Genomic DNA, 18,541 nt, shown 5'->3' on the forward strand with positions numbered 1-18,541 from the left:
AAGGGGGCGGCTTAAATGTAAACATCTCCTGATTATAATATTGATGGTACTTGATCGATACGATGAACAATAAGATTTGCATGATTCAAGTTCTGCTCTAAATCACTCTGATAGCCAATTGTTGTCATACCTGCTGCATTTGCGGATGCAATACCGTTTGCTGAATCTTCGAGAACGATACAATTGGGAGGTTCAGTGTTTAATTGTCTAGATGTTTCAAAATAAATGTCAGGCGCCGGCTTCCCGTTTTTGACAACCTCTCCACTCACAATACAAGTATAGTAATGTCTGATCGAAAATTTGGATAAGACTGTGTTAATTAAAGACTTGGGTGATGATGAAGCCAGTGCAATTTTATATTGATTTTCATCGAGATAATTTAATAGTGGTATTATCCCTTCCATGGGTTGAAGGTTGCTATTTTTTATTTCTTCCACCATTCTCATTTCAACATGAGACAAGAGCTCCGCTAAATTTACAGCCATATTTTCTTCGTCAATAATAACGCTCCACATATCTGCCGGCCGCATACCCGTATACATGAGAAGCCGATTGTTATCAAGATGTACACCATATTCCGCTGCAATTTCCTTCTCTACTCTCTTATGAATAGGTTCACTATCGATAATAACCCCGTCCATATCAAATATGAAATATTTTTCCATATGTCATATCGCTCCCCATAATCTAGAGTTTTGCTTTCACCTGCTGTGCCAATGGGTGTTCTGCACTTAATCCCGAGAAGTGGAGAAACGCCGATAGCTCACCCTCGGTTTGAACCATCTTCTTTAGTTTTTCGCTTTCCGCGTCACCATCTGCATAAAAATGTAATGCATCGATAATGGTCATTATCAAATATTTAGCTTCTTTTCCTTTTTCTGCAAATGCCTTTGCCGGCCTTACGATACGGTCTTTTTCACCGAGTTTGCGAATCGGGCCTCGTCCGACACGAACGACTGTATCCTGCAAATACGGGTTTTTGAATCGTTCCATAATCTTTTCAACGTAAGCTTCGTGTGCTTCTACATTAAAACCGTAATTCTCGATAAGGAAAATGGATGTTTCCTCTAAAATTTTGCGAACATGCGTTTCAATCTCTGTGTCAGCCATTGCATCCAATATACGCTCCTTTCCGGCTCTGTATCCTCTGTACGCAGCAGCAGCATGTCCGCTATTCACGGTAAATAACTTTCGCTCCAGGTACGGAGCAAGGTCATCAACCAGCGTCGCCTCACCCAACTGAATATCTCCTGCAAGAGACGGTTTTTCCACGATCCATTCAAAAAAAGGTTCAACGGTTACTTCAAGCACGTCGTCTGATGCAACACTTGGCACAATACGATCTACTGCTGCGTCCGCAAAGCCAACATTATGCGTTATGATTCGTTTTTCGCCTTCGGTTAAATGTGTGAAGATCTCTTCCCGTAACATGGAAGTAGCTCTTATTGCATTTTCACAGGCAATAACATTAACATGATTATTATCTACCCGGCTTGTGAGCCCTTTTGCAATGATCGGCGCAATCATTGGCAAAGTTGCTGTTCCGACTGCTGTCGTGATGGCATCAGCTTTTTGCAGCGCCTCAAGAACTTCCGTTTCTTCTGTTTGGCTATTCAGGCCATCGACGCCAGTCACTTCAAACGATGTCTGTTTATCAGAAGCGATATGAACAGTGTATTTCTCCCTTTTTTTCAACGCCTGTATCAGCTCATCATTTACATCAACGAACGTTACGCTGTAACCTGCTTCATGAAGCAATGCTCCGATGAAACCACGGCCTATGTTTCCTGCACCAAAATGGACGGCTTCCATCTATTCATTCACTCCGGAGAAGAAATCCAAGACTTCTTCTGCCGATTCAGATTGAAGCAAGTTTCTTACATTTTCCTCTTCTGAGCAAGCGATGGCAATCTTTGAGAGAATATCGAGATGCTCCCCATCTTTACCAGCAATTCCGATCACAAGTTGTACAGGATTGCCGCCCCAGTCGATCTCCTCTTCAAGAAGTAAAACCGAAAGCCCTGATTCATAAACCTCTGTTCTTGAATCTTCCGTTCCGTGCGGAATGGCAAGCAAGTTTCCCATATACGTGGATGTTATTTCTTCACGGGCATGCATTTTTTCAATATAGTTTCCTTTGACATATCCTTCCTGAACGAGCAGTTCCCCAGCAGCGTTAATTGCTTCTTCACTGGAAGCGACTGCCTTTTGCAATTGAATGTTCTCTTTTTTTAAAATCACGATGATTCCTCTCCTTTTTATATAAATGCGCTCAGGTAATCACGACATTCTTGTTCAAGCATTTGTGCCACTTCTCGTTTACTTCCTGTCCGAAATACCGCCGTCTGTTCCTTCGATCCGATGAAGAGTGTGCTCACATAACTCATAAACGCGATTTCAAATGGTTGCAAAGACTCCGGCGCAGCCATAATAAGGATACGTTTTACCATTTCTTCTTCATTCGACATTGACATAAGCTTCTTATTTTCTTTCAAATGAAGGATATGAAAAAAAGGCGCATTCACTGCTTTAGACCGGGTATGGTAAAGCGCTAAACCTGTCTCCGGTATCGCCAAACCACCCACATTCTCCCTTTGCCGAAGAGCATCCTGGACATTTTCCACTTGGGAAACGTAACCTCTTCGTTCAAGTGAATGGAGACTTTCCCCAATTCCTTGCCACACATCATCAGAACGCGTGATCTCTATAGATCTTAAAAAATGATTCATCATTCTGCCGAGCATCGTCATTTCCTCAAATGTAGCGCTGGCACCAGCCGTTAAAAACGCTTCTCTGCCCTCGTGGTGTTCCGTTTGATAAGTTTCGATAAACGATCGAACCGCTTGTATTTCTTCCTCAGTGAGCACCGGGCTCACATGAAAAACTTTTTGTGTATGTTCTAACTTAACCGTTGATATAACAAGGTCGTAAGCTTCCTCATCATAAGCATTCAACTCAAACATCGAGGCATTCGTAATGGAGGTTATTTCTGGAAACCTTTGTTTCATTCGGCTTGCTAGCATCTTTGCAGAACCAATTCCACTTGGGCAAATAACTAGCGCTCGCAAACCTAACGATCGTTTTCTCTGTTCCAAAACGGAACCGAAGTGCAAGACAAGAAGACCGACTTCTGCATCCGGAATCGACAAAGGAGAAAAAATGAACGACGCTTGATTTTTAGTTACTGAGAACAATGCTTCATAATCCCGTCTGATGCGTTCGAGTAAAGGGTTCGAAATTGTCATTCCTTGCCTGATTCGATAAAGCGCAGGTTTCAAATGAGAAAGTAAATCCTGGATAAGTGAAGGTTCATATAATTCTACATCTAATTCCTCTTCTACTCCTCTAATCAGTTGTTTAATTCTGCTTATGAGCTCAGTATTCAGCTCTTCAAATGGAATTTCCTCTTGACCACTTACACGTGCCCCGCGCAAATGCATGACGAGGTAACCGATCTCCTCTGCCGGAATTTCCATATCAAAGGATTCTTCCAAAGCTTTGCTAATCGTACGTGCAATCACATGCTCGTCCGTTTGTTCCAACGCTTCAAGCTGATCAGGATCCATGGTGATCAGCTCCCCCTGGCGAAGTCTTTCCAGCGCCAATGTCGTGTGGACGACCAACGCGATCAGTGACTGATCAGCGATATGGGGAAACCGTTCTTCTTTCACGCGTTGGACGGTGTACAAGACCTTTTTGACCATCGGAAGCTCGACTAAATGTAATAACTGATCGGTTACCTTATGCTGAACTTCCTCATGATACATGGCGTCATAAAGTGTTTCTTCTGTCAGATGGTTCGACAAAATGCCACTCATCGCACGCCGCTTATTTTTTTCCAAACCCTGAATTTCAATCCCATAACCGCGCTTTCGAATGAGATCAAGGCCATGAGCTTCAAGCCACTCGGACGTTTTATCCAAGTCGCTACTCACCGTTGCGGTCGTCACACCCAGTTCTGAAGCGAGCGTAAATAATTTCATCGGCTCACTAATCATGAGAAGCCGTACGAGCAACACCCCTTGTCTTTCCTCCGACGTAAATTCCATAGGGTCCATCGACTGTAAATGAGCGAGCAATTCTGCTCTATCCCCTTGTAAATAAACCGAATGATCCTTCTTTCGCAAGAGCTCGAGCCCAAATTTTCGTACCGTACGTTTCAAACGTTTAAGGTCGCGTTGAATGGTGCGAACACTAACCGAGGCAGCTTCAGCGAGCTGTATTTGAGAAACACTCGATGAAGCATGAACGAGTAACGTCAGCAAAATGCGTTCTCTGGCAGTGATGTGCATAAAGCTCTCTCCTTGATTCGGTTACGTTTTCAGACGATCAACAAGGTCATCGATCTTTGGACTATTCAAGAAGTTATCGACGGAAATATGCTCCGCATCCGGTTTTTGTACCTTTGCACGATCTGTTAGATCCTTGTGTGTGATGACTAGGTCAGCATCCTCCGGAATCGAGGAAATTGCTGTGTTTGTAACATGAATGTCGGTAAGACCTGCTTTTTTGAATTTATCTTTTAATATGGAAGCACCCATGGCACTCGATCCCATTCCCGCGTCACATGAAAAAATGACTTTGTTGATTCCATTTTCTTCTGTTTCCGATTCACGCTCGGATGTTTCTCCACCGGTCATTTTTTCAATAATTTCGTTATAACGAGGACTGTTCATGAAGTTATCCACGGATACATGAATCGCGTCCGGTTTTTGCTCTTTCGCTCGTATAGTCAAGTCTTTGTGCGTGATAATGAGATCCGCGTGGTCCGGGATGTTGCTGATGGATGTGTTGGATACTTCTACGTTCTCGATCTTAGCTTTCTTCACACGGTCTTTCATGATCGAGGCACCCATCGCGCTGGAGCCCATGCCCGCGTCACACGCGAAGATAATCCTTGTTACATCCTCGTAGCTTTTCTCTGTTTTTACGTTAGAATCAGAGGACTTCTCCCCTTTCATCTCTCCCATCTTCGCTTTCGCTTCTTCAATATTTTCTTCTTGTCCTTTTCGATCAAATTTGAGAATCGGGGCAGCGATCGCGAACGTTACAGCTGCTGCGACGAAAACCGATAATAACGCTCCTAGATGGCTTCCGCTGGACGCAAAGGCAAGAATCAAAAATATACTTCCCGGCGCCGGAACACTTGTGAGCCCTACTTCAAATAATGTCACCATAAACACCCCACTCATACCGCCGGCGATAAGCGCGACAATGAGCAGAGGTTTCATCAAAACATAAGGGAAGTAAAGCTCATGAATCCCACCGAAGAAATGAATGATCCCGGCACCATATGAAGATGCTTTTGCAGCACCCTTGCCAAAGATCATAAAGGCCAACAATACCCCGATCCCCGGACCCGGGTTTGCTTCCAGCATAAAAAGCATTGACTCCCCGTATTCGGCAACTTGACTCGACGCGATAGGGCTAATAATGCCATGGTTAATGGCGTTATTTAGAAAGAGGATCTTTGCAGGCTCAATAAAGATGGATACGAGTGGCAGCGCGCCAATGGAAATCATCGCGTCCACACCTGCTCCCAATGCAACTGTCAACCCTTCTACAATCGGACCGACAGCTGTCGCAGCAATAACTGCCAGAGTAGCACCGATAATACCCGAGGAAAAGTTGTTAACGAGCATCTCAAACCCCGGCCGAATTTTATCTTCCACAACTTTGTCAAATTTCTTAATGGCAAAACCACCGAGCGGCCCCATGACCATCGCGCCGATGAACATCGGCATATCAGCAACGACAATAACGCCCATAGCGGCTGTTGCACCGACAACCCCACCCCGAAAATCATGAATCATACGGCCTCCGGCAAATGCAATGAGCAATGGCAATAAATACATAACCATAGGGTCGACGAATACTTCCAGCGTCTCGAGTTCAAACGAGAGTGCAACCGCTGTCAGAAGCCCCCAAGCGATAAACGCACCGATATTTGGCATAATCATACTGCTTAGATTACTTCCAAACCGCTGGACACGAGCTCGCACACTTGCTTTTTCGGACACAAGTTTCCCCTCCTTATGCGTTTGTCATTCTTAATTTAAGTGTAGAATGTGTCTTTAAGCGTTACAACAAAAGGAAAAGGTAACTTTGTCACGAAAAAGGCGACAACATTTGATTTTGGGTAATTCTACCTTTCTCAATGAAATTCCTAAAATTTCATGGGGTCGGCGCTTTAGAGGTTCACAACGACGACCACGGGATTAATGTTGATACTCTGTTTTAAACGCATAGGCGGTACGTGTACTAGCCTTCCATAAAACATATCAAAAAATCTACGATAGATGAACAAACGTTGATACAAAGTCTGTAGCCATGGCTACTGGAACTCCGAGGTTGGTTCAAATCGGTCGTAGGTCCTTTTGATCTTGGGGTTGACGCTCATCGTCCTTTTATTTTTCTTACGTAATTTATTGTATAATCTAGTAGAGAGTTTGTTAATTTCAACACCAAAAAGGATAAAGATGAATGCGATGGACGTTATCCATATGAGATACGAGGAAAGAATGATCAGACCTCCGAGAGATAAATATATATATTTTTCCTCTAATGAAAGCTTTACTGATACTTGTTAAACTATGACCAAGAAAGTAAACGGATAGGGTGAAAATATGAGCAGACAAGATGAAGTATTGATAAAGTTACAATTGCTCTCTGGCCGGAACCCTCAAGGGGTTAACGCAAAAGATATTGCACACACGTTAAATATTAATCGTTCCACCGCCAGCCGTTATTTAAACGATCTGGTTGAAAAGGGGAAAGCCGAAAAAATACCCGGAAAGCCAGTGTGTTACCAAATTAAAAACGCACGTTTTAGTAAAGAGGTAGGGGATAGTATCCAACCCTTGATACAACAAGGGGTTGCTACTCTTTCTTATCCCTTTCAATCGTTGCACATTCTTTTGGATGGAGAGACTGGTACCGGTAAAACATACCTGGCTGATCAGCTATATGAAATCGCAGCAGAAGAAGGATATATAAAAAGGGAAACCCCTTTTGTCACCTTTAATTGTGCCGATTATGCCCAGAATCCAGAACTGTTGGTAGGTCAAATTTTTGGTATAAAAAAAGGAGCCTATACAGGGGCGCTACATGATCAAACAGGACTTGTTGATCATGCAGATGGCGGCATTCTCTTTCTTGACGAAATTCATCGCTTGCCCTCATCCGGGCAAGAAATGTTGTTCTACCTTATTGACAAAGGGGTGTATCGGAGGCTTGGAGAAGCAGTTCACGAGAGAAAGGCGAAAATCACAATCATTGGAGCGACATCTGAACAACCAGATCATGCACTCCTCCCAACGCTGTTACGAAGGTTTCCTGTAAAGCTTACAGTTCCACCCTTGCGTGCACGTAGCGACAAGGAGAGGAAGATGATGATTGATCAGTTTTTACAACAAGAAGCAGATAAAATGGACGCAGACCTATCCATTGAAGCCAAAGCGAAAGAAGCGTTGATCCGATATCCATGCCCGGGTAATATTGGGCAATTGAAAAATGATATCCAAATTGCCTGTGCAAAAGCTTATTTACAGTACTTAAACCAAAATGCCGGACACGTGAATGTATGTGAGAAAGATGTTCCGACAAAATTTGATGGTATGAAATCTACTCTCTTAACAAATAACAACCATCTATCTTCTGTGTCAACTATTGGGAAAATTCATGAAGGAGACCCAGCATTTCCTTTGCCTAATATTTATCAACGCCTGAACAAGAAGAGATCCGAATTATATTCAATGGGAGAAGTCACAATTGAATATTCGTTGCAACAAGTCGTTAATCAATATATCCAAGACTTATCAGATCACTATCCAAAAGATGCTTTTTCTTACGATGCCTTACATGATCTTGTAGATCAAGATTTGCTACAAGCATTGCAACGTGCGCCAAAAGTTCTTTCTAACCCTTTGTCTAAACAACTTGATGAAACAAGCATATATGTCATCGGGCTGCATTTACAAAACTTTCGGAATGAAGAACACCAAGATAAACATGCACTCCCCTCTTTCCCGAAAGCAAAACTAAAGGATCAAAAGGCCGCTTACTACCTTGCGGATTTTTTAGCAGATACCATTGATTTTAACCTTCCAGATAGTGAGGTTGATTTATTAGCCCATTTTTTAACACCTGAAGATGAACTGCCCTTGTTGCCAAAAAGATCCGGACAATCGATCTATGTGTTGCTTGTCACCCACGGTCGCTCAACGGCTACTTCAATGGCCGAAGTGACAAATACATTACTTGGAACGACCGTAATTGAATCGATTGATATGCCTCTCGAAAAATCAGCTGAAAAGACGTATGAAGAGGTTAAAATCAACATCGAAAAGGCATTTGCATTAAACGCTTATCAAGGGGTTCTCTTGCTTGTAGATATGGGTTCGCTCGTGACATTGGGTGACACATTTTATAATGAATGGGATATACCTGTGTTAACGTTACCATGTGTGAATATGCCCATTGTCATGGAAGCTGGACGAAAGTCACTCGTCCAAGACGCTACAATCGAGGATGTCTATGAATCAGCACATAAAGCGATGACTTTGTTTATGCGTGATCATGACCCTCAGCCACAGTCTTCGAAAAAACGTATGATTGCAACTGTCTGCTTCACTGGAGAAGGAGCAGCCCAAATACTTGAGGAATGGTTGGCAGATCAACTTACAAAGGCGGATGAGGATGTTGTCATACGCTCCGTCCGTATTAACCCTGTGTCCAGAGATACTTCAATGTTGCATCAATTAAAAGAGTACTATGATATCGTGGCAATTATTGGTACGGTGTTTATTTCAATTGATGAGATCCCTTTTATCCCTGCATGGGAGCTACTCAAGCAAGATGGAACATCTCGTTTGGTAAAATTATTAGAAATGACACGCCGATATAAACATTTATCCGAGGATAATCATACCCACAAGGTAGATCAGGAAGGTTATTTTGACATCCAATCGGGACTTGCTGAAATTGTAACCTTTATTAATCCTCACCTCTTTTGTACGATACTCAACAAATATTTGCCACAAATAAAGTCGTACTATGATTGGGATGAGAGTCGTGAGCTTGGAATGGCGATGCACATAGGTGTTTTGCTGGATAGAATAATGAAAGCTCATCTAAATGATGAAATACAAGAGTTACAAAAAACAATACCGTTAGATAATGACTGCCAGTATGATAAAGAGGAGCGTACGGTGTGGGAACCACTTATCAGTAGTTTAGAGCAAACATTTGAATTCCCGATTCCGGATTCTTTTATAAGGGCAACCATGAAATTATCAAAATAAAGTGTGCAATAAATTTGCACACTTTAATAATATCTGCTGAAAAGCCCAATAAAAAGGGCTTTTTTATATTTGGCATGCTTATTGCATTATTAAAAATGGAAGCAAAAACTACTAAGGGAATGGAAGGAGGCATAAATTTGCTCAGGAAAATATCCTTTTGGTACACGTTAGTTTTCATCTTACTGTGGAATGGTTACACTGCTCAGCAGTTTTTTGCAGGAGAAAACGGAGCCGTGCAACTATTTTGGTTCGGCATTGGTTTTACGGTCATTTTGCTTGCCACAACATGGTTCTCGAGATGGCTGATGAAACATTACAAAGTCGTGGATAAGAAAGCTAATGAAATTTTATCTACTAAATTTAAAAAACAGAGGAGTGACAAAAATGGCAGAGCAGTCTATTAAAGCGATTATCTTATGCAGTTGGGGGGCGACCTCGAGTCAACTGGCAAAAAAAGTTGAAGAGGCGGCAAAGAAAAGAGGCGTTGAAGCACAGATTTATGCGGGAGGCACCAGTGATTTTAAGGATAAAGCAGCCGAATATGATGTGGCTTTACTTGAACCGCAGGTAAGGCATTTACGTAAAGAAGTGAACAGAATCGCAGAACCGCACAATATTCCGGTAGAATTAGTCGATCAGAGAGCATTCGCGCTCATGGACGGAGATAAAGTTCTTGACCAAGTATTGAATATGGCTGAATAGGAGGGATTGCCGATGATTCAATGGCTTGAAGATCATCTAATGGAACCGCTAGGAAAGATTGCCCAAAATAAATATTTGCAATCGATTCGTGATGCTTTTGTAATCTTTGCCTTGCCGATCATTATTACTGGTTCTATTTTCTTGATCATTGCCAACCCTCCAGATGAAATTAGTGGCATGCCGGTTTTAGGCCCGCTTGTAGATGCTTGGGTTAACGCTGTTGAACCGATACAGGCACAATTGTTGTTTCCTTTTAATTTAACTTTTGGAATAATGGCTATCACAGTGGCTTTTGGTGTCGGTTACAGCCTTGCTCAACGAAAAGATGATATGGATTCTGTCATGGCAGGAATTCTTTCCATGCTTGCTTTCTTCATGACAGCGTTCCCTGTTGTCGATATTGAAGAAATTGCATTTGGGGAGATTCTTGCCGTTCTCGGCGGTGAAGGTCTTTTTGTTGCCATTATTCTAAGTATCTTGGTGACAGAATTAATGGACTTTTTGACAAAAAGAGGATTTACCTTTGAAATGCCGGCCAGTGTTCCACCTTATGTGGTAAGATCTTTTCGCGTAGTGGTCCCATTCATGATTATTTTGCCGTTGGTCTGGGCATTACAATGGATCGTTTATGCAAATTTTGAGTTAACATTACCGCAAGCAATTATGGCGATGTTCCAACCATTGGTAACCGCCTCCAACACATATTGGGCAGCACTCGGTATGATTTTGGTAATGATGGTATTGTGGGGGATGGGCATTCATGGTATGAATGTCGTTTCTTCAGTCGTATATCCATTCTGGATGAGCCAACTTGCGGCTAATGCCGATGCAGTGGCGGCAGGTGAACAGGCTACTGGTATTGTTACGGAGCCATTCTTTCATATGTTTACACATATAGGTGGTTCTGGTGTGACGTTAGGTTTAGCCATATTTATGCTATTTTCAGCTTCAATACAAATAAAACAAGTAGGGAAGACATCGATTGTTCCATCCATCTTCAATATTAACGAACCGTTGATTTTTGGACTGCCGATCGTGCTCAACCCAATTTTGTTTATTCCTTTCGTGATGGCTCCAGTCGTTGTTGTAACCATTAATTACATTATGTTCGCCACAGGTGTCATGCCGCCCGTCGTCGTCCAACCACCATTTACGGTGCCATTAGGATTTGGTGGGTTTTTAGCAACGGGCGGATCGTTTATGGCTGTCCTTATTCAAGTGTTGAACGTTATTGTCGCAACGATCATCTACTATCCATTCTTTAAACGCTACGAAAAACAACTCGTCAAACAAGAACAAGCAGACGCGGCTGAAGAAAATGAACAGACTTCTAGTGCTTAAGAGGTGAACACCTATATGGATTATGAAAAAACGATGACACAATTAATTTTACACGGCGGAAACGCTCGCGGAGCTGCTTATGAAGCTTTGGATGCAGCTGAGGAAGAAGACTTTAAAACAGCGGAATCGAAGTTGGAAGAGGCAGAAGAAGAGTTTGTGGCAGGACATAAGTGGCAAACAGAGTTGATTTCAAATCAGGGAGACGAGCAATCGCCGTCCTTCCTTATGATTCATGCACAAGACCATTTAATGACCGCACAAGCAGAACTTGCGTTGATTAAGCGAATGATCATCCAACTTCGGAAAACGGAGAAACTTACACAACGAATAGCTAAATTGGAAGGATAAGATGAAAACAGCAAGGGGGCAATATCCTTGCTGTTTTCTTATTTGACCTTGCGTATCGCTTCATGTTGTTCATAGCTCCAATGATCAACCTGAAGATCGATACGGCCATTTCTGGCAAAAAAAGCTATGCCACGGCTGTCCCTTGATGGGAAAATTCGTGCAGTAAATACGTATGCTCCTTCGTTCACAAAGATTTCCACAGAAGATACATCGACGAAAATATGAAGCGAAAGGGCTTCGACGTCGAGCGGTTTACTTCTTGTGAAACCATAAGCTTCAGCAAAACGTTCGCCGGATTTTCCGCGGTCTAGAACGATTTCTTTTTTGTCATTATCATAGTAAAGAACCGTTTCTTCTTCTTGTCCGGTGCGAAGCTTGATTCCGCACGTAGCGGCCGTTTGAATGTTTATCTCGCTTTTAAGTTCATAGCATTGGCCGTAGATGGAGTCATACGTTTTTGATTCATTGTTAATCGTATCGAATTTAGCAGTGTGGCTTCTCCTCAGTTTTTCCATTTCCCGCACGGGTTGTTGATAAAGGGAACCGTTCTTTATAAACAACTCCCTGGGAATGGTCAAACAATGAGCCCATTGATGACGGTCGGTTGGATATTCAATTTCGGGCAACCCCATCCATCCGATTAATATCCTCCGTCCGTCTGGTGCTAATGTCGTTTGTTGTGCATAGAAGTCAAAACCTGCATCAAGCTCCTGGAATTCTCCATGTTCAAAAAAACCATCGTCCAGATGTATAGGGGTGCCTATCAAAAATCCAGATTGGTAGATATTTTGATAATGATAATTTTGCGCTTCTAATCCTTGAGGTGAAAAAAGCAAAACACCTTTTCCGTCTAACTCAAAGTAATCCGGGCATTCCCACATAAAGCCAAAATCATTTTTACCCGTCTTAACTTCTCCAACAAATTCCCATTGAAAGGTATTGGAGGACCGGTAGAGAAGCACACACCCGGTCTGGTTTTCACGTTGAGCACCGATCACCAAGTAAAATGAATCACCTTGTTGCCACACTTTTGGATCGCGAAAGTGTTGCGTGTAGCCTTCAGGCGGTCCTTGAATAATAGGGGCGGTGTGTTTTTTAATATCGCCGTGCTTATCCATTATCGCGATACATTGATAGGAATGACGTTTCCATTCACTGTCTCTCGTATTTCCGGTGTATAATAAATGCAATTTATCATCGTGTACAATCCCGCTCCCTGAATATGCGCCATGGCTTTCAAACCATTTCTGAGGTTCCATGCCAACCCCCTGGTTTTCCCAATGCACAAGATCATCTGAAGTTACGTGATACCAGTGTTTTAAACCGTGAACAGGGCCGAAGGGGAACCACTGATAAAACAAGTGATACTGCCCACTGTGAAAACAAAAACCATTCGGATCGTTGAGCAAACCTATGGGTGGCTGTATATGAAAAGTCTGGCGCCAAGGAGACTGCTCAACGGTTTGTTGCAGTTTCTCGTACTCTTCTTTTGTCATTCCGGAAAAACTACGATAGCGTTGTTCACGTGTCCAATTCATTATCATAACCCCTTACGGTTATTGGTGATCCATTTTTTCTCTCAGATTATCACTAAATCCGAACATCCAGGTTAACGAAAAAGCAACGCCAATGGATATGAGGTTTGTTGCTAAATAGAGCAAAATCTGTCCGTCAAGATACAAAAGCGTCCCCGGGATTACGGTTATCGCCATACCGGTACCAGCTAGACCGACGATCGAAGCGAACGTTGCTCCCGCTGCACCACCTATCAATCCCATAACAAACGGTCTAATGTAACGTAAATTAACACCAAATATGGCAGGTTCGGTCACCCCCAGAAATGCTGATAAGGATGACGGTAGAGATATTGCTTTCAAATTCTTATGCTTTGTTTTAAGTCCTACGGCCAGTGCTGCAGCCCCTTGAGCAGCGGTAGAAGCGGTTATGATCGCATTGAAAGGGTTCTCTCCAAATTGTTGTAGTAACTGTACTTCCAGGAAGTTAAATATGTGATGGACGCCGGTAATCACGATAATCTGATGAAAAAACCCTATAATTAGCCCACTAATGCCAAAAGGCAACTCAAGAAGGGAAACAACACCTGACATTACAGCTTCCTCAACAGTATTAAAAATCGGACCGATCAAAAACAACGCTAAAAAGATCATCACGAATAACGTTAAAAAAGGAGTTAATATGAGGTCTAGAGCCTCTGGCACACGTTTACGGATCCACTTTTCAAGTTTTGCACCAATATAACCTGCGATGAAAGCCGGTAACACAGATGCTTGATACCCTGAAACTTCAATGAATCCAAAAAATAGTAATGGATCTGCTGTCCCCTCGGCAACTTCCCATGCATCTGGAAGTTCCGGATTAACAAGCATTAAGCCGAGGACGATCCCAATAACCGGACTCCCCCCGAATACCCTGAATGCGGACCAGGCGATAAGTGCAGGTAAAAATGCAAATGCCGTATCTGTTAGCACTTCCGTGAAAAGCAAAAAATTATCCGGAATGGTATCTTCTGTTAAACCCATTAACGCGAGAACTTCTTCTTGCATAATGAGTCCACGTAACCCCATGAATAATCCGGTTGCAACGAGTACAGGGATAATGGGTACAAAGACGTCACCGAAGGTTCGAATCACACGCTGAAACCAGTTTCCTTGTTTCGGTGCTTCTGTTGTTTCCTCTGATTCTCTGGAGCCGGAGGTTCCTAATTCGCTAAATTGCTCATGGATTTGATTAACAGTCCCTGTGCCAAAGATGACCTGATATTGACCGGAATTGTAAAAAGCCCCTTTAACTTTTTCGATATTCTCGGCCTTCTCCTGATCAATTTTTTCTTTGTCGTGAACCATAATACGTAATCTTGTAGCGCAATGCGACACGGTTTCAATGTTTTCTTCACCGCCGACGGCTTCAATCAATTCCTTTGCGATTTGTTGATTTTCAGCCATATTCATCAGCCCCTTTCTGCATCTAATGAATCAAGAGGAATCTCGTCCAAACCCTTCACCACATCAAATCCCCCACTTTGAGTCGTGGATCGAGCAGCTATATGGTTTGCGAATGTCGCGATTTTTTCTATATTGTTATGAGTGAGATCATCGATACTAATTTGGTAACGAAAAATGCCGAAGAGCACACTAGCCATGAATGCATCGCCGGCACCCGTTGAATCGATGGCACTTACTTTGGGGGCAGGTGCAAATCCTCTTCCGGTTTTGCCGTAAAAGTAACAACCTTTGGCGCCCAAGGTGACAAAGATAAGTGGTATGTCTGCAACCTTTTTTAATCGGTTAATCGCATGCGCTAACGTCTTTTCCTCGGTTAAAAACAAAAGCTCTTCCTCGGAGATCTTTAAGATATCCGCATAATGGGCAGCTTCCAGCGCGACAGTACGCGCTTCTTCTTTTCTCTCCCATAACTCCAAACGCAAGTTGGGATCATAGCTAACGAGTTTTCCTTCTTTTGCTGCGAAATCCAGCACTTGAAAGTTCGCACTTCGGGATGGTTCGTGGGATAGCGAAACGGATCCAAAATGGATTACATTAGCATCCTTAAGTTTTTCCATATCCAGATTGGACGGATGTAAAAGTTGATCAGCCCCTGGACTTCGATAGAAATCGAACGTTCGCTCACCGTCAGCTGTCAGAGAGACGAAGGCGAGGGTAGTTTTCGTACGTTCGGCCACTTGCATCATGCTTGTATCAATGTTTAAAGAATTTAACTTCTCTATGATCTGTTCGCCAAAAAGATCATCTCCAACTTTTCCGATGAATGACGTACTTACCCCCATTTAGCAAGTGCGGACAACACATTCAAAGGTGCACCGCCAATGTTTGCCTGGAAACTTGGTTTCTTGGTATTTGATATCGGTGACATGTCTATTAGTGTTTCTCCGATTGAGACAATCCTGTTCATTTTTTCACTCCTAGCACGAGCCCCTTAAGATTAATTCGGTTGGAAACCGGAAAGATTGGTTGCCGGGATCATCAGTTTTTATTTTGCACAATAAAGCTTCTACGGCTTTTTCCCCCATCGCTTCAGCCGGTTGTTTGATGACTGAAAGTGGCGGGTCAGTAATTTTTGCCCATTCGTAATCATCAAAGCCAATAATCGCTACATCATCCGGGATAGCAATTTTGTGTTCTTTCAGGTATGTGCATACACCAATAGTCATCAAATTATTGGCGACAAATATCGCAGTTATGTCAGGTTTGGTCAGTAATTTTTCCGCGGCCTGATAGCCGCCCGTGAATTTTGAATCACCTTCGAAAATAAGATTCTCATCTACACTAATTCCGGAATGAACGAGGGCTTTTCGGTATCCTTTGATTCTTTCTTGTGTCGTGCTTAATGTATTGATCCCTGTCACCATTCCGATTCTACCGTGACCTCTCTCTATGAGTAATTGCACTGCATCATACACTGCTTTTTCGTTCTCAACAGAGATGTAATCTCCTGTTGTTCCATCAGGAATGCGGTCCACATAAATAGCCGGAGTTTTCTGGTCGATATAAGGTTCAATGTCTTGATAAGATTCCGCGCTCGACGCAAGGATGATTCCACTCACTTGTTGCGCCTGAAAGGTTTTAAGTTTTCCAATCTCCAGTTCGAGATTTTCATCGGTATTTCCAACCAACAATTGGTAACCTTTTTGATTGAGATGTTGTTCAATTCCTTTGACGACGGAGGTGAAAAAATGATTGGAAATATCAGGAATGACAAGACCTATGGTGGATGTTTGTTGGCTTCTGAGCGTCTTGGCGGCAAAGTTCGGCGTATAATCAAGTTCCGCCATGGCATCGATCACTCTTTGACGTGTACTATCAGCAACAAATCTTGTCTCATTTATCACGTGAGAGACAGTTGCTGTGGAAACCCCTGCGACTGTTGCAACCTCACGAATGCTACTGGTTGACATAAAAATCACGCTCTCACAAAAATAAGTAAACGATTACGTAATCGTTTACTTATATGGTAAAACATTATCAATAAATGTCAATACTTGATTGAATTCCAAACGGAATTAGGGACGGTATGGTAGATAATGAAGAGCAGGAAGACATCATATCCATCCTCCTGCTCCTCGCGACATTTATCTACTCAAAAACATTTGTGTCCAGTATCCGCCGCCGATACCGTCTTGATCGACGTGGCCTACACCGATGTGTGTAAAGTCCTCTCTGAGAATGTTTTCCCGGTGTCCTTCCGATTCCATCCACCCATTTACAACTTGTTCCGGCGACTGTTGCCCCATCGCGATATTCTCCCCGGCAACTGTAAAATCAACGCCGTATTCCTCCATCATGTCAAACGGAGATCCATAAACAGGGCTTTGGTGTGAAAAATAATCGTTTTCTCTCATGTCATCAGATTTTGCCGTTGCAACCTCTGCCAGGTCGGTGTCTAATTCAAGAGGAGATAAACCGTGCGCTTCTCTCTCTTCGTTGGTTAGGTCTACAACTTCTCGCTCGTATTCCGTAACCTCATGATCATTATCTTCTTCCTGCTGGCTTTCGTCCGCTTGCTGTTCTTCATCGTCCTGTTGACCGTCATTTTCTTCCTCATAATCATCTCGATCTTCATCGGCTATATCTTCCATAGATTCTTGCATTTCATAAAGGAAACGATTAGTAGATTCCCACAATTCATCGAGAAAAAGCTCAACGGATTCTCTTAACTCTTCGGTTTCAATCCCTTCAGACTCGCCTGATTCCTCCGTCTCTTCATTGTTTGTGTCACAGGCTGATAAAACTAACACCAAAGGGAAAAAGATTAGCGATAACTTCCGAATAGTATGGCCCCCTATCACTGGTTTTTTGTCTCCTCTTTAATTCAATTTCGTACTCTCATTTTTCACGGTGAGCACATCGCGAGGGGAATGGCGAACAGACGATTCAGCGACGCTCCCGGTAACAAAACGCGACACTGCATGTTGCCCTGTATCTGCTGTGATAAGAAGATCAATGTTATTTTCAATTGTGAGCACACGGGGGATTTCAAGTCGTGGATTCCCGGAGTGCAAGATTGTGTGAACGTTTTCCATCCCCTGTTCCTCTGCTTGTTCTTTGTATCTTTGCAACATATTTTCCGAGTCTTTTTGGGCGTCTGCCATATAGTTTGGCTGATAGAATACAATGCTCTTTTCAAAATTCCCCCATTCCAATACACAAGCAATGTTCAGTGTTGCCCGCTGAGCGTTTGCTATTTCAATGGCTTTGGCCAACGCTTGCTCTGAATGTTCAGATCCATCAACCGCTACGAGAATATTTCGGTAAAGCGTGGTGCTTGCTTCGTTTTTAACGGTGAGGACATCGCAAGGGGAACGACGCATGCAGGCTTCCGCCACACTCCCGACGATCATCCTTTCCGTTGCATTTCTTCCACGCTCTCCAACCATCAATAAATCTATGTCATATTCTTTCGTCAATGTCTCGGGAATTTCATAACGGGGGCTGCCTTTCTTCAAAATCGTTTGGACCTGTTCCAAACCGGCAGCCTCTGCATTCTCTTTTGACGTTTCCAACAAATCTTCAGCCGCCTTGGTATACTGGTCCCATAGTTCTCTCCGGACATAACCTGCTATAACGGGAAAATCAAAATTGCGTGTATCAAGCACATGGGTGATCAAAAGAACGGAATTGTGATGCTTTGCGAAATGGATCGCTGTTTTCAATGCTTCATCAGACTGTTCAGACCCGTCAACCGCGACGAGGATATTTTCATACATAGGATTAATCTCCTTCCACCTACACCTCTTCAAGTCTCATTTTACATTATTCTACACTTACGTTGCATATTTCTTTATTCATGAAACCGATAAAACCTTGAATTTT

Annotated in this window: 16 protein-coding genes; 5 read left to right on the forward strand and 11 right to left on the reverse strand. The window is 42.9% G+C overall.

The genetic code is table 11. The annotated features are described in order from the left end of the window. Positions 1-32: 32 nt before the first annotated feature. The 5 genes from EPH95_RS09675 to EPH95_RS09695 are packed head-to-tail and all read right to left on the reverse strand — an operon-like array spanning position 33 to position 6,020. Positions 33-665, reverse strand: a complete 633-nt coding sequence (locus tag EPH95_RS09675; protein ID WP_142089494.1) for an HAD family hydrolase — start codon at positions 663-665, stop codon at positions 33-35. A gap of 22 nt (positions 666-687) precedes the next feature. Further along, positions 688-1,812 carry a mannitol-1-phosphate 5-dehydrogenase gene (locus EPH95_RS09680; RefSeq protein ID WP_142089495.1) on the reverse strand — a complete coding sequence of 375 codons (1,125 nt, stop codon included), beginning with the start codon at positions 1,810-1,812 and terminating at the stop codon, positions 688-690. Continuing rightward, a complete protein-coding gene (locus EPH95_RS09685; protein WP_142089496.1) occupies positions 1,813-2,244 on the reverse strand; it encodes a PTS mannitol transporter subunit IIA in 432 nt (143 codons plus the stop codon). It abuts the gene before it with no gap. A gap of 14 nt (positions 2,245-2,258) precedes the next feature. Further along, positions 2,259-4,292: a BglG family transcription antiterminator gene (locus tag EPH95_RS09690; protein WP_142089497.1), complete on the reverse strand. Its 2,034-nt coding sequence runs from the start codon at positions 4,290-4,292 to the stop codon at positions 2,259-2,261. A 21-nt stretch (positions 4,293-4,313) separates the two neighbouring features. After that, positions 4,314-6,020, reverse strand: a complete 1,707-nt coding sequence (locus tag EPH95_RS09695; protein WP_142089498.1) for a PTS mannitol transporter subunit IIBC — start codon at positions 6,018-6,020, stop codon at positions 4,314-4,316. A 606-nt stretch (positions 6,021-6,626) separates the two neighbouring features. On the opposite strand from EPH95_RS09695, the gene EPH95_RS09700 reads away from it, so the two are divergent. Genes EPH95_RS09700 through EPH95_RS09720 form a run of 5 tightly spaced genes read left to right on the forward strand, consistent with a single transcriptional unit; the run spans position 6,627 to position 11,693 of the window. Then, complete coding sequence (locus tag EPH95_RS09700; RefSeq protein WP_142089501.1) at positions 6,627-9,302, forward strand: sigma 54-interacting transcriptional regulator; 2,676 nt, start codon at positions 6,627-6,629, stop codon at positions 9,300-9,302. Between the two features lie 14 nt (positions 9,303-9,316). Further along, positions 9,317-9,706, forward strand: a complete 390-nt coding sequence (locus tag EPH95_RS09705) for a hypothetical protein (RefSeq protein ID WP_142089503.1) — start codon at positions 9,317-9,319, stop codon at positions 9,704-9,706. Beyond that, positions 9,687-10,004, forward strand: a complete 318-nt coding sequence (locus EPH95_RS09710) for a PTS sugar transporter subunit IIB (protein WP_142089505.1) — start codon at positions 9,687-9,689, stop codon at positions 10,002-10,004. The genes EPH95_RS09705 and EPH95_RS09710 overlap by 20 nt, the downstream gene beginning before the upstream one ends. Before the next feature lie 12 nt (positions 10,005-10,016). Next, on the forward strand, positions 10,017-11,345 hold the full coding sequence (locus EPH95_RS09715; protein WP_142089507.1) for a PTS sugar transporter subunit IIC: 1,329 nt from the start codon (positions 10,017-10,019) through the stop codon (positions 11,343-11,345). Positions 11,346-11,360: 15 nt separating this feature from the next. Beyond that, positions 11,361-11,693: a PTS lactose/cellobiose transporter subunit IIA gene (locus tag EPH95_RS09720; protein WP_142089509.1), complete on the forward strand. Its 333-nt coding sequence runs from the start codon at positions 11,361-11,363 to the stop codon at positions 11,691-11,693. 38 nt (positions 11,694-11,731) lie between these two features. On the opposite strand, the gene EPH95_RS09725 is transcribed toward EPH95_RS09720, so the two are convergent. From EPH95_RS09725 to EPH95_RS09755, 6 genes are all read right to left on the reverse strand, one after another. Continuing rightward, the gene (locus EPH95_RS09725; protein WP_142089511.1) at positions 11,732-13,231 is read right to left on the reverse strand and encodes a glycoside hydrolase family 32 protein; all 1,500 of its coding nucleotides are present in this window, start codon (positions 13,229-13,231) and stop codon (positions 11,732-11,734) included. 18 nt (positions 13,232-13,249) lie between these two features. Beyond that, positions 13,250-14,656 carry a sucrose-specific PTS transporter subunit IIBC gene (locus EPH95_RS09730; protein ID WP_142089513.1) on the reverse strand — a complete coding sequence of 469 codons (1,407 nt, stop codon included), beginning with the start codon at positions 14,654-14,656 and terminating at the stop codon, positions 13,250-13,252. 5 nt (positions 14,657-14,661) lie between these two features. Next, a complete protein-coding gene (locus tag EPH95_RS09735) occupies positions 14,662-15,498 on the reverse strand; it encodes a carbohydrate kinase family protein (protein ID WP_142089515.1) in 837 nt (278 codons plus the stop codon). Between the two features lie 135 nt (positions 15,499-15,633). Next, positions 15,634-16,626: a LacI family DNA-binding transcriptional regulator gene (locus EPH95_RS09745; RefSeq protein ID WP_227004131.1), complete on the reverse strand. Its 993-nt coding sequence runs from the start codon at positions 16,624-16,626 to the stop codon at positions 15,634-15,636. A 174-nt stretch (positions 16,627-16,800) separates the two neighbouring features. After that, positions 16,801-17,466 carry a CAP domain-containing protein gene (locus EPH95_RS09750; protein WP_227003871.1) on the reverse strand — a complete coding sequence of 222 codons (666 nt, stop codon included), beginning with the start codon at positions 17,464-17,466 and terminating at the stop codon, positions 16,801-16,803. A 69-nt stretch (positions 17,467-17,535) separates the two neighbouring features. Next, the gene (locus tag EPH95_RS09755; protein ID WP_142089522.1) at positions 17,536-18,435 is read right to left on the reverse strand and encodes a universal stress protein; all 900 of its coding nucleotides are present in this window, start codon (positions 18,433-18,435) and stop codon (positions 17,536-17,538) included. Between the last annotated feature and the right edge of the window lie 106 nt (positions 18,436-18,541).

The organism is Salicibibacter halophilus (assembly GCF_006740705.1).
In the GTDB taxonomy this organism is placed as follows: Bacteria; Bacillota; Bacilli; order Bacillales; family Marinococcaceae; genus Salicibibacter; species Salicibibacter halophilus.

What these genes read in the sequence shown, in the direction of transcription:
- EPH95_RS09690 (WP_142089497.1), bottom strand. Translation starts at nt 4,292, where the DNA reads ATGCACATCACTGCCAGAGAACGCATTTTGCTGACGTTACTCGTTCAT.
- EPH95_RS09720 (WP_142089509.1), top strand. Translation starts at nt 11,361, where the DNA reads ATGGATTATGAAAAAACGATGACACAATTAATTTTACACGGCGGAAAC.
- EPH95_RS09715 (WP_142089507.1), top strand. Translation starts at nt 10,017, where the DNA reads ATGATTCAATGGCTTGAAGATCATCTAATGGAACCGCTAGGAAAGATT.
- EPH95_RS09730 (WP_142089513.1), bottom strand. Translation starts at nt 14,656, where the DNA reads ATGGCTGAAAATCAACAAATCGCAAAGGAATTGATTGAAGCCGTCGGC.
- EPH95_RS09725 (WP_142089511.1), bottom strand. Translation starts at nt 13,231, where the DNA reads ATGAATTGGACACGTGAACAACGCTATCGTAGTTTTTCCGGAATGACA.
- EPH95_RS09675 (WP_142089494.1), bottom strand. Translation starts at nt 665, where the DNA reads ATGGAAAAATATTTCATATTTGATATGGACGGGGTTATTATCGATAGT.
- EPH95_RS09680 (WP_142089495.1), bottom strand. Translation starts at nt 1,812, where the DNA reads ATGGAAGCCGTCCATTTTGGTGCAGGAAACATAGGCCGTGGTTTCATC.
- EPH95_RS09700 (WP_142089501.1), top strand. Translation starts at nt 6,627, where the DNA reads ATGAGCAGACAAGATGAAGTATTGATAAAGTTACAATTGCTCTCTGGC.
- EPH95_RS09755 (WP_142089522.1), bottom strand. Translation starts at nt 18,435, where the DNA reads ATGTATGAAAATATCCTCGTCGCGGTTGACGGGTCTGAACAGTCTGAT.
- EPH95_RS09745 (WP_227004131.1), bottom strand. Translation starts at nt 16,626, where the DNA reads ATGTCAACCAGTAGCATTCGTGAGGTTGCAACAGTCGCAGGGGTTTCC.
- EPH95_RS09710 (WP_142089505.1), top strand. Translation starts at nt 9,687, where the DNA reads ATGGCAGAGCAGTCTATTAAAGCGATTATCTTATGCAGTTGGGGGGCG.
- EPH95_RS09735 (WP_142089515.1), bottom strand. Translation starts at nt 15,498, where the DNA reads ATGGGGGTAAGTACGTCATTCATCGGAAAAGTTGGAGATGATCTTTTT.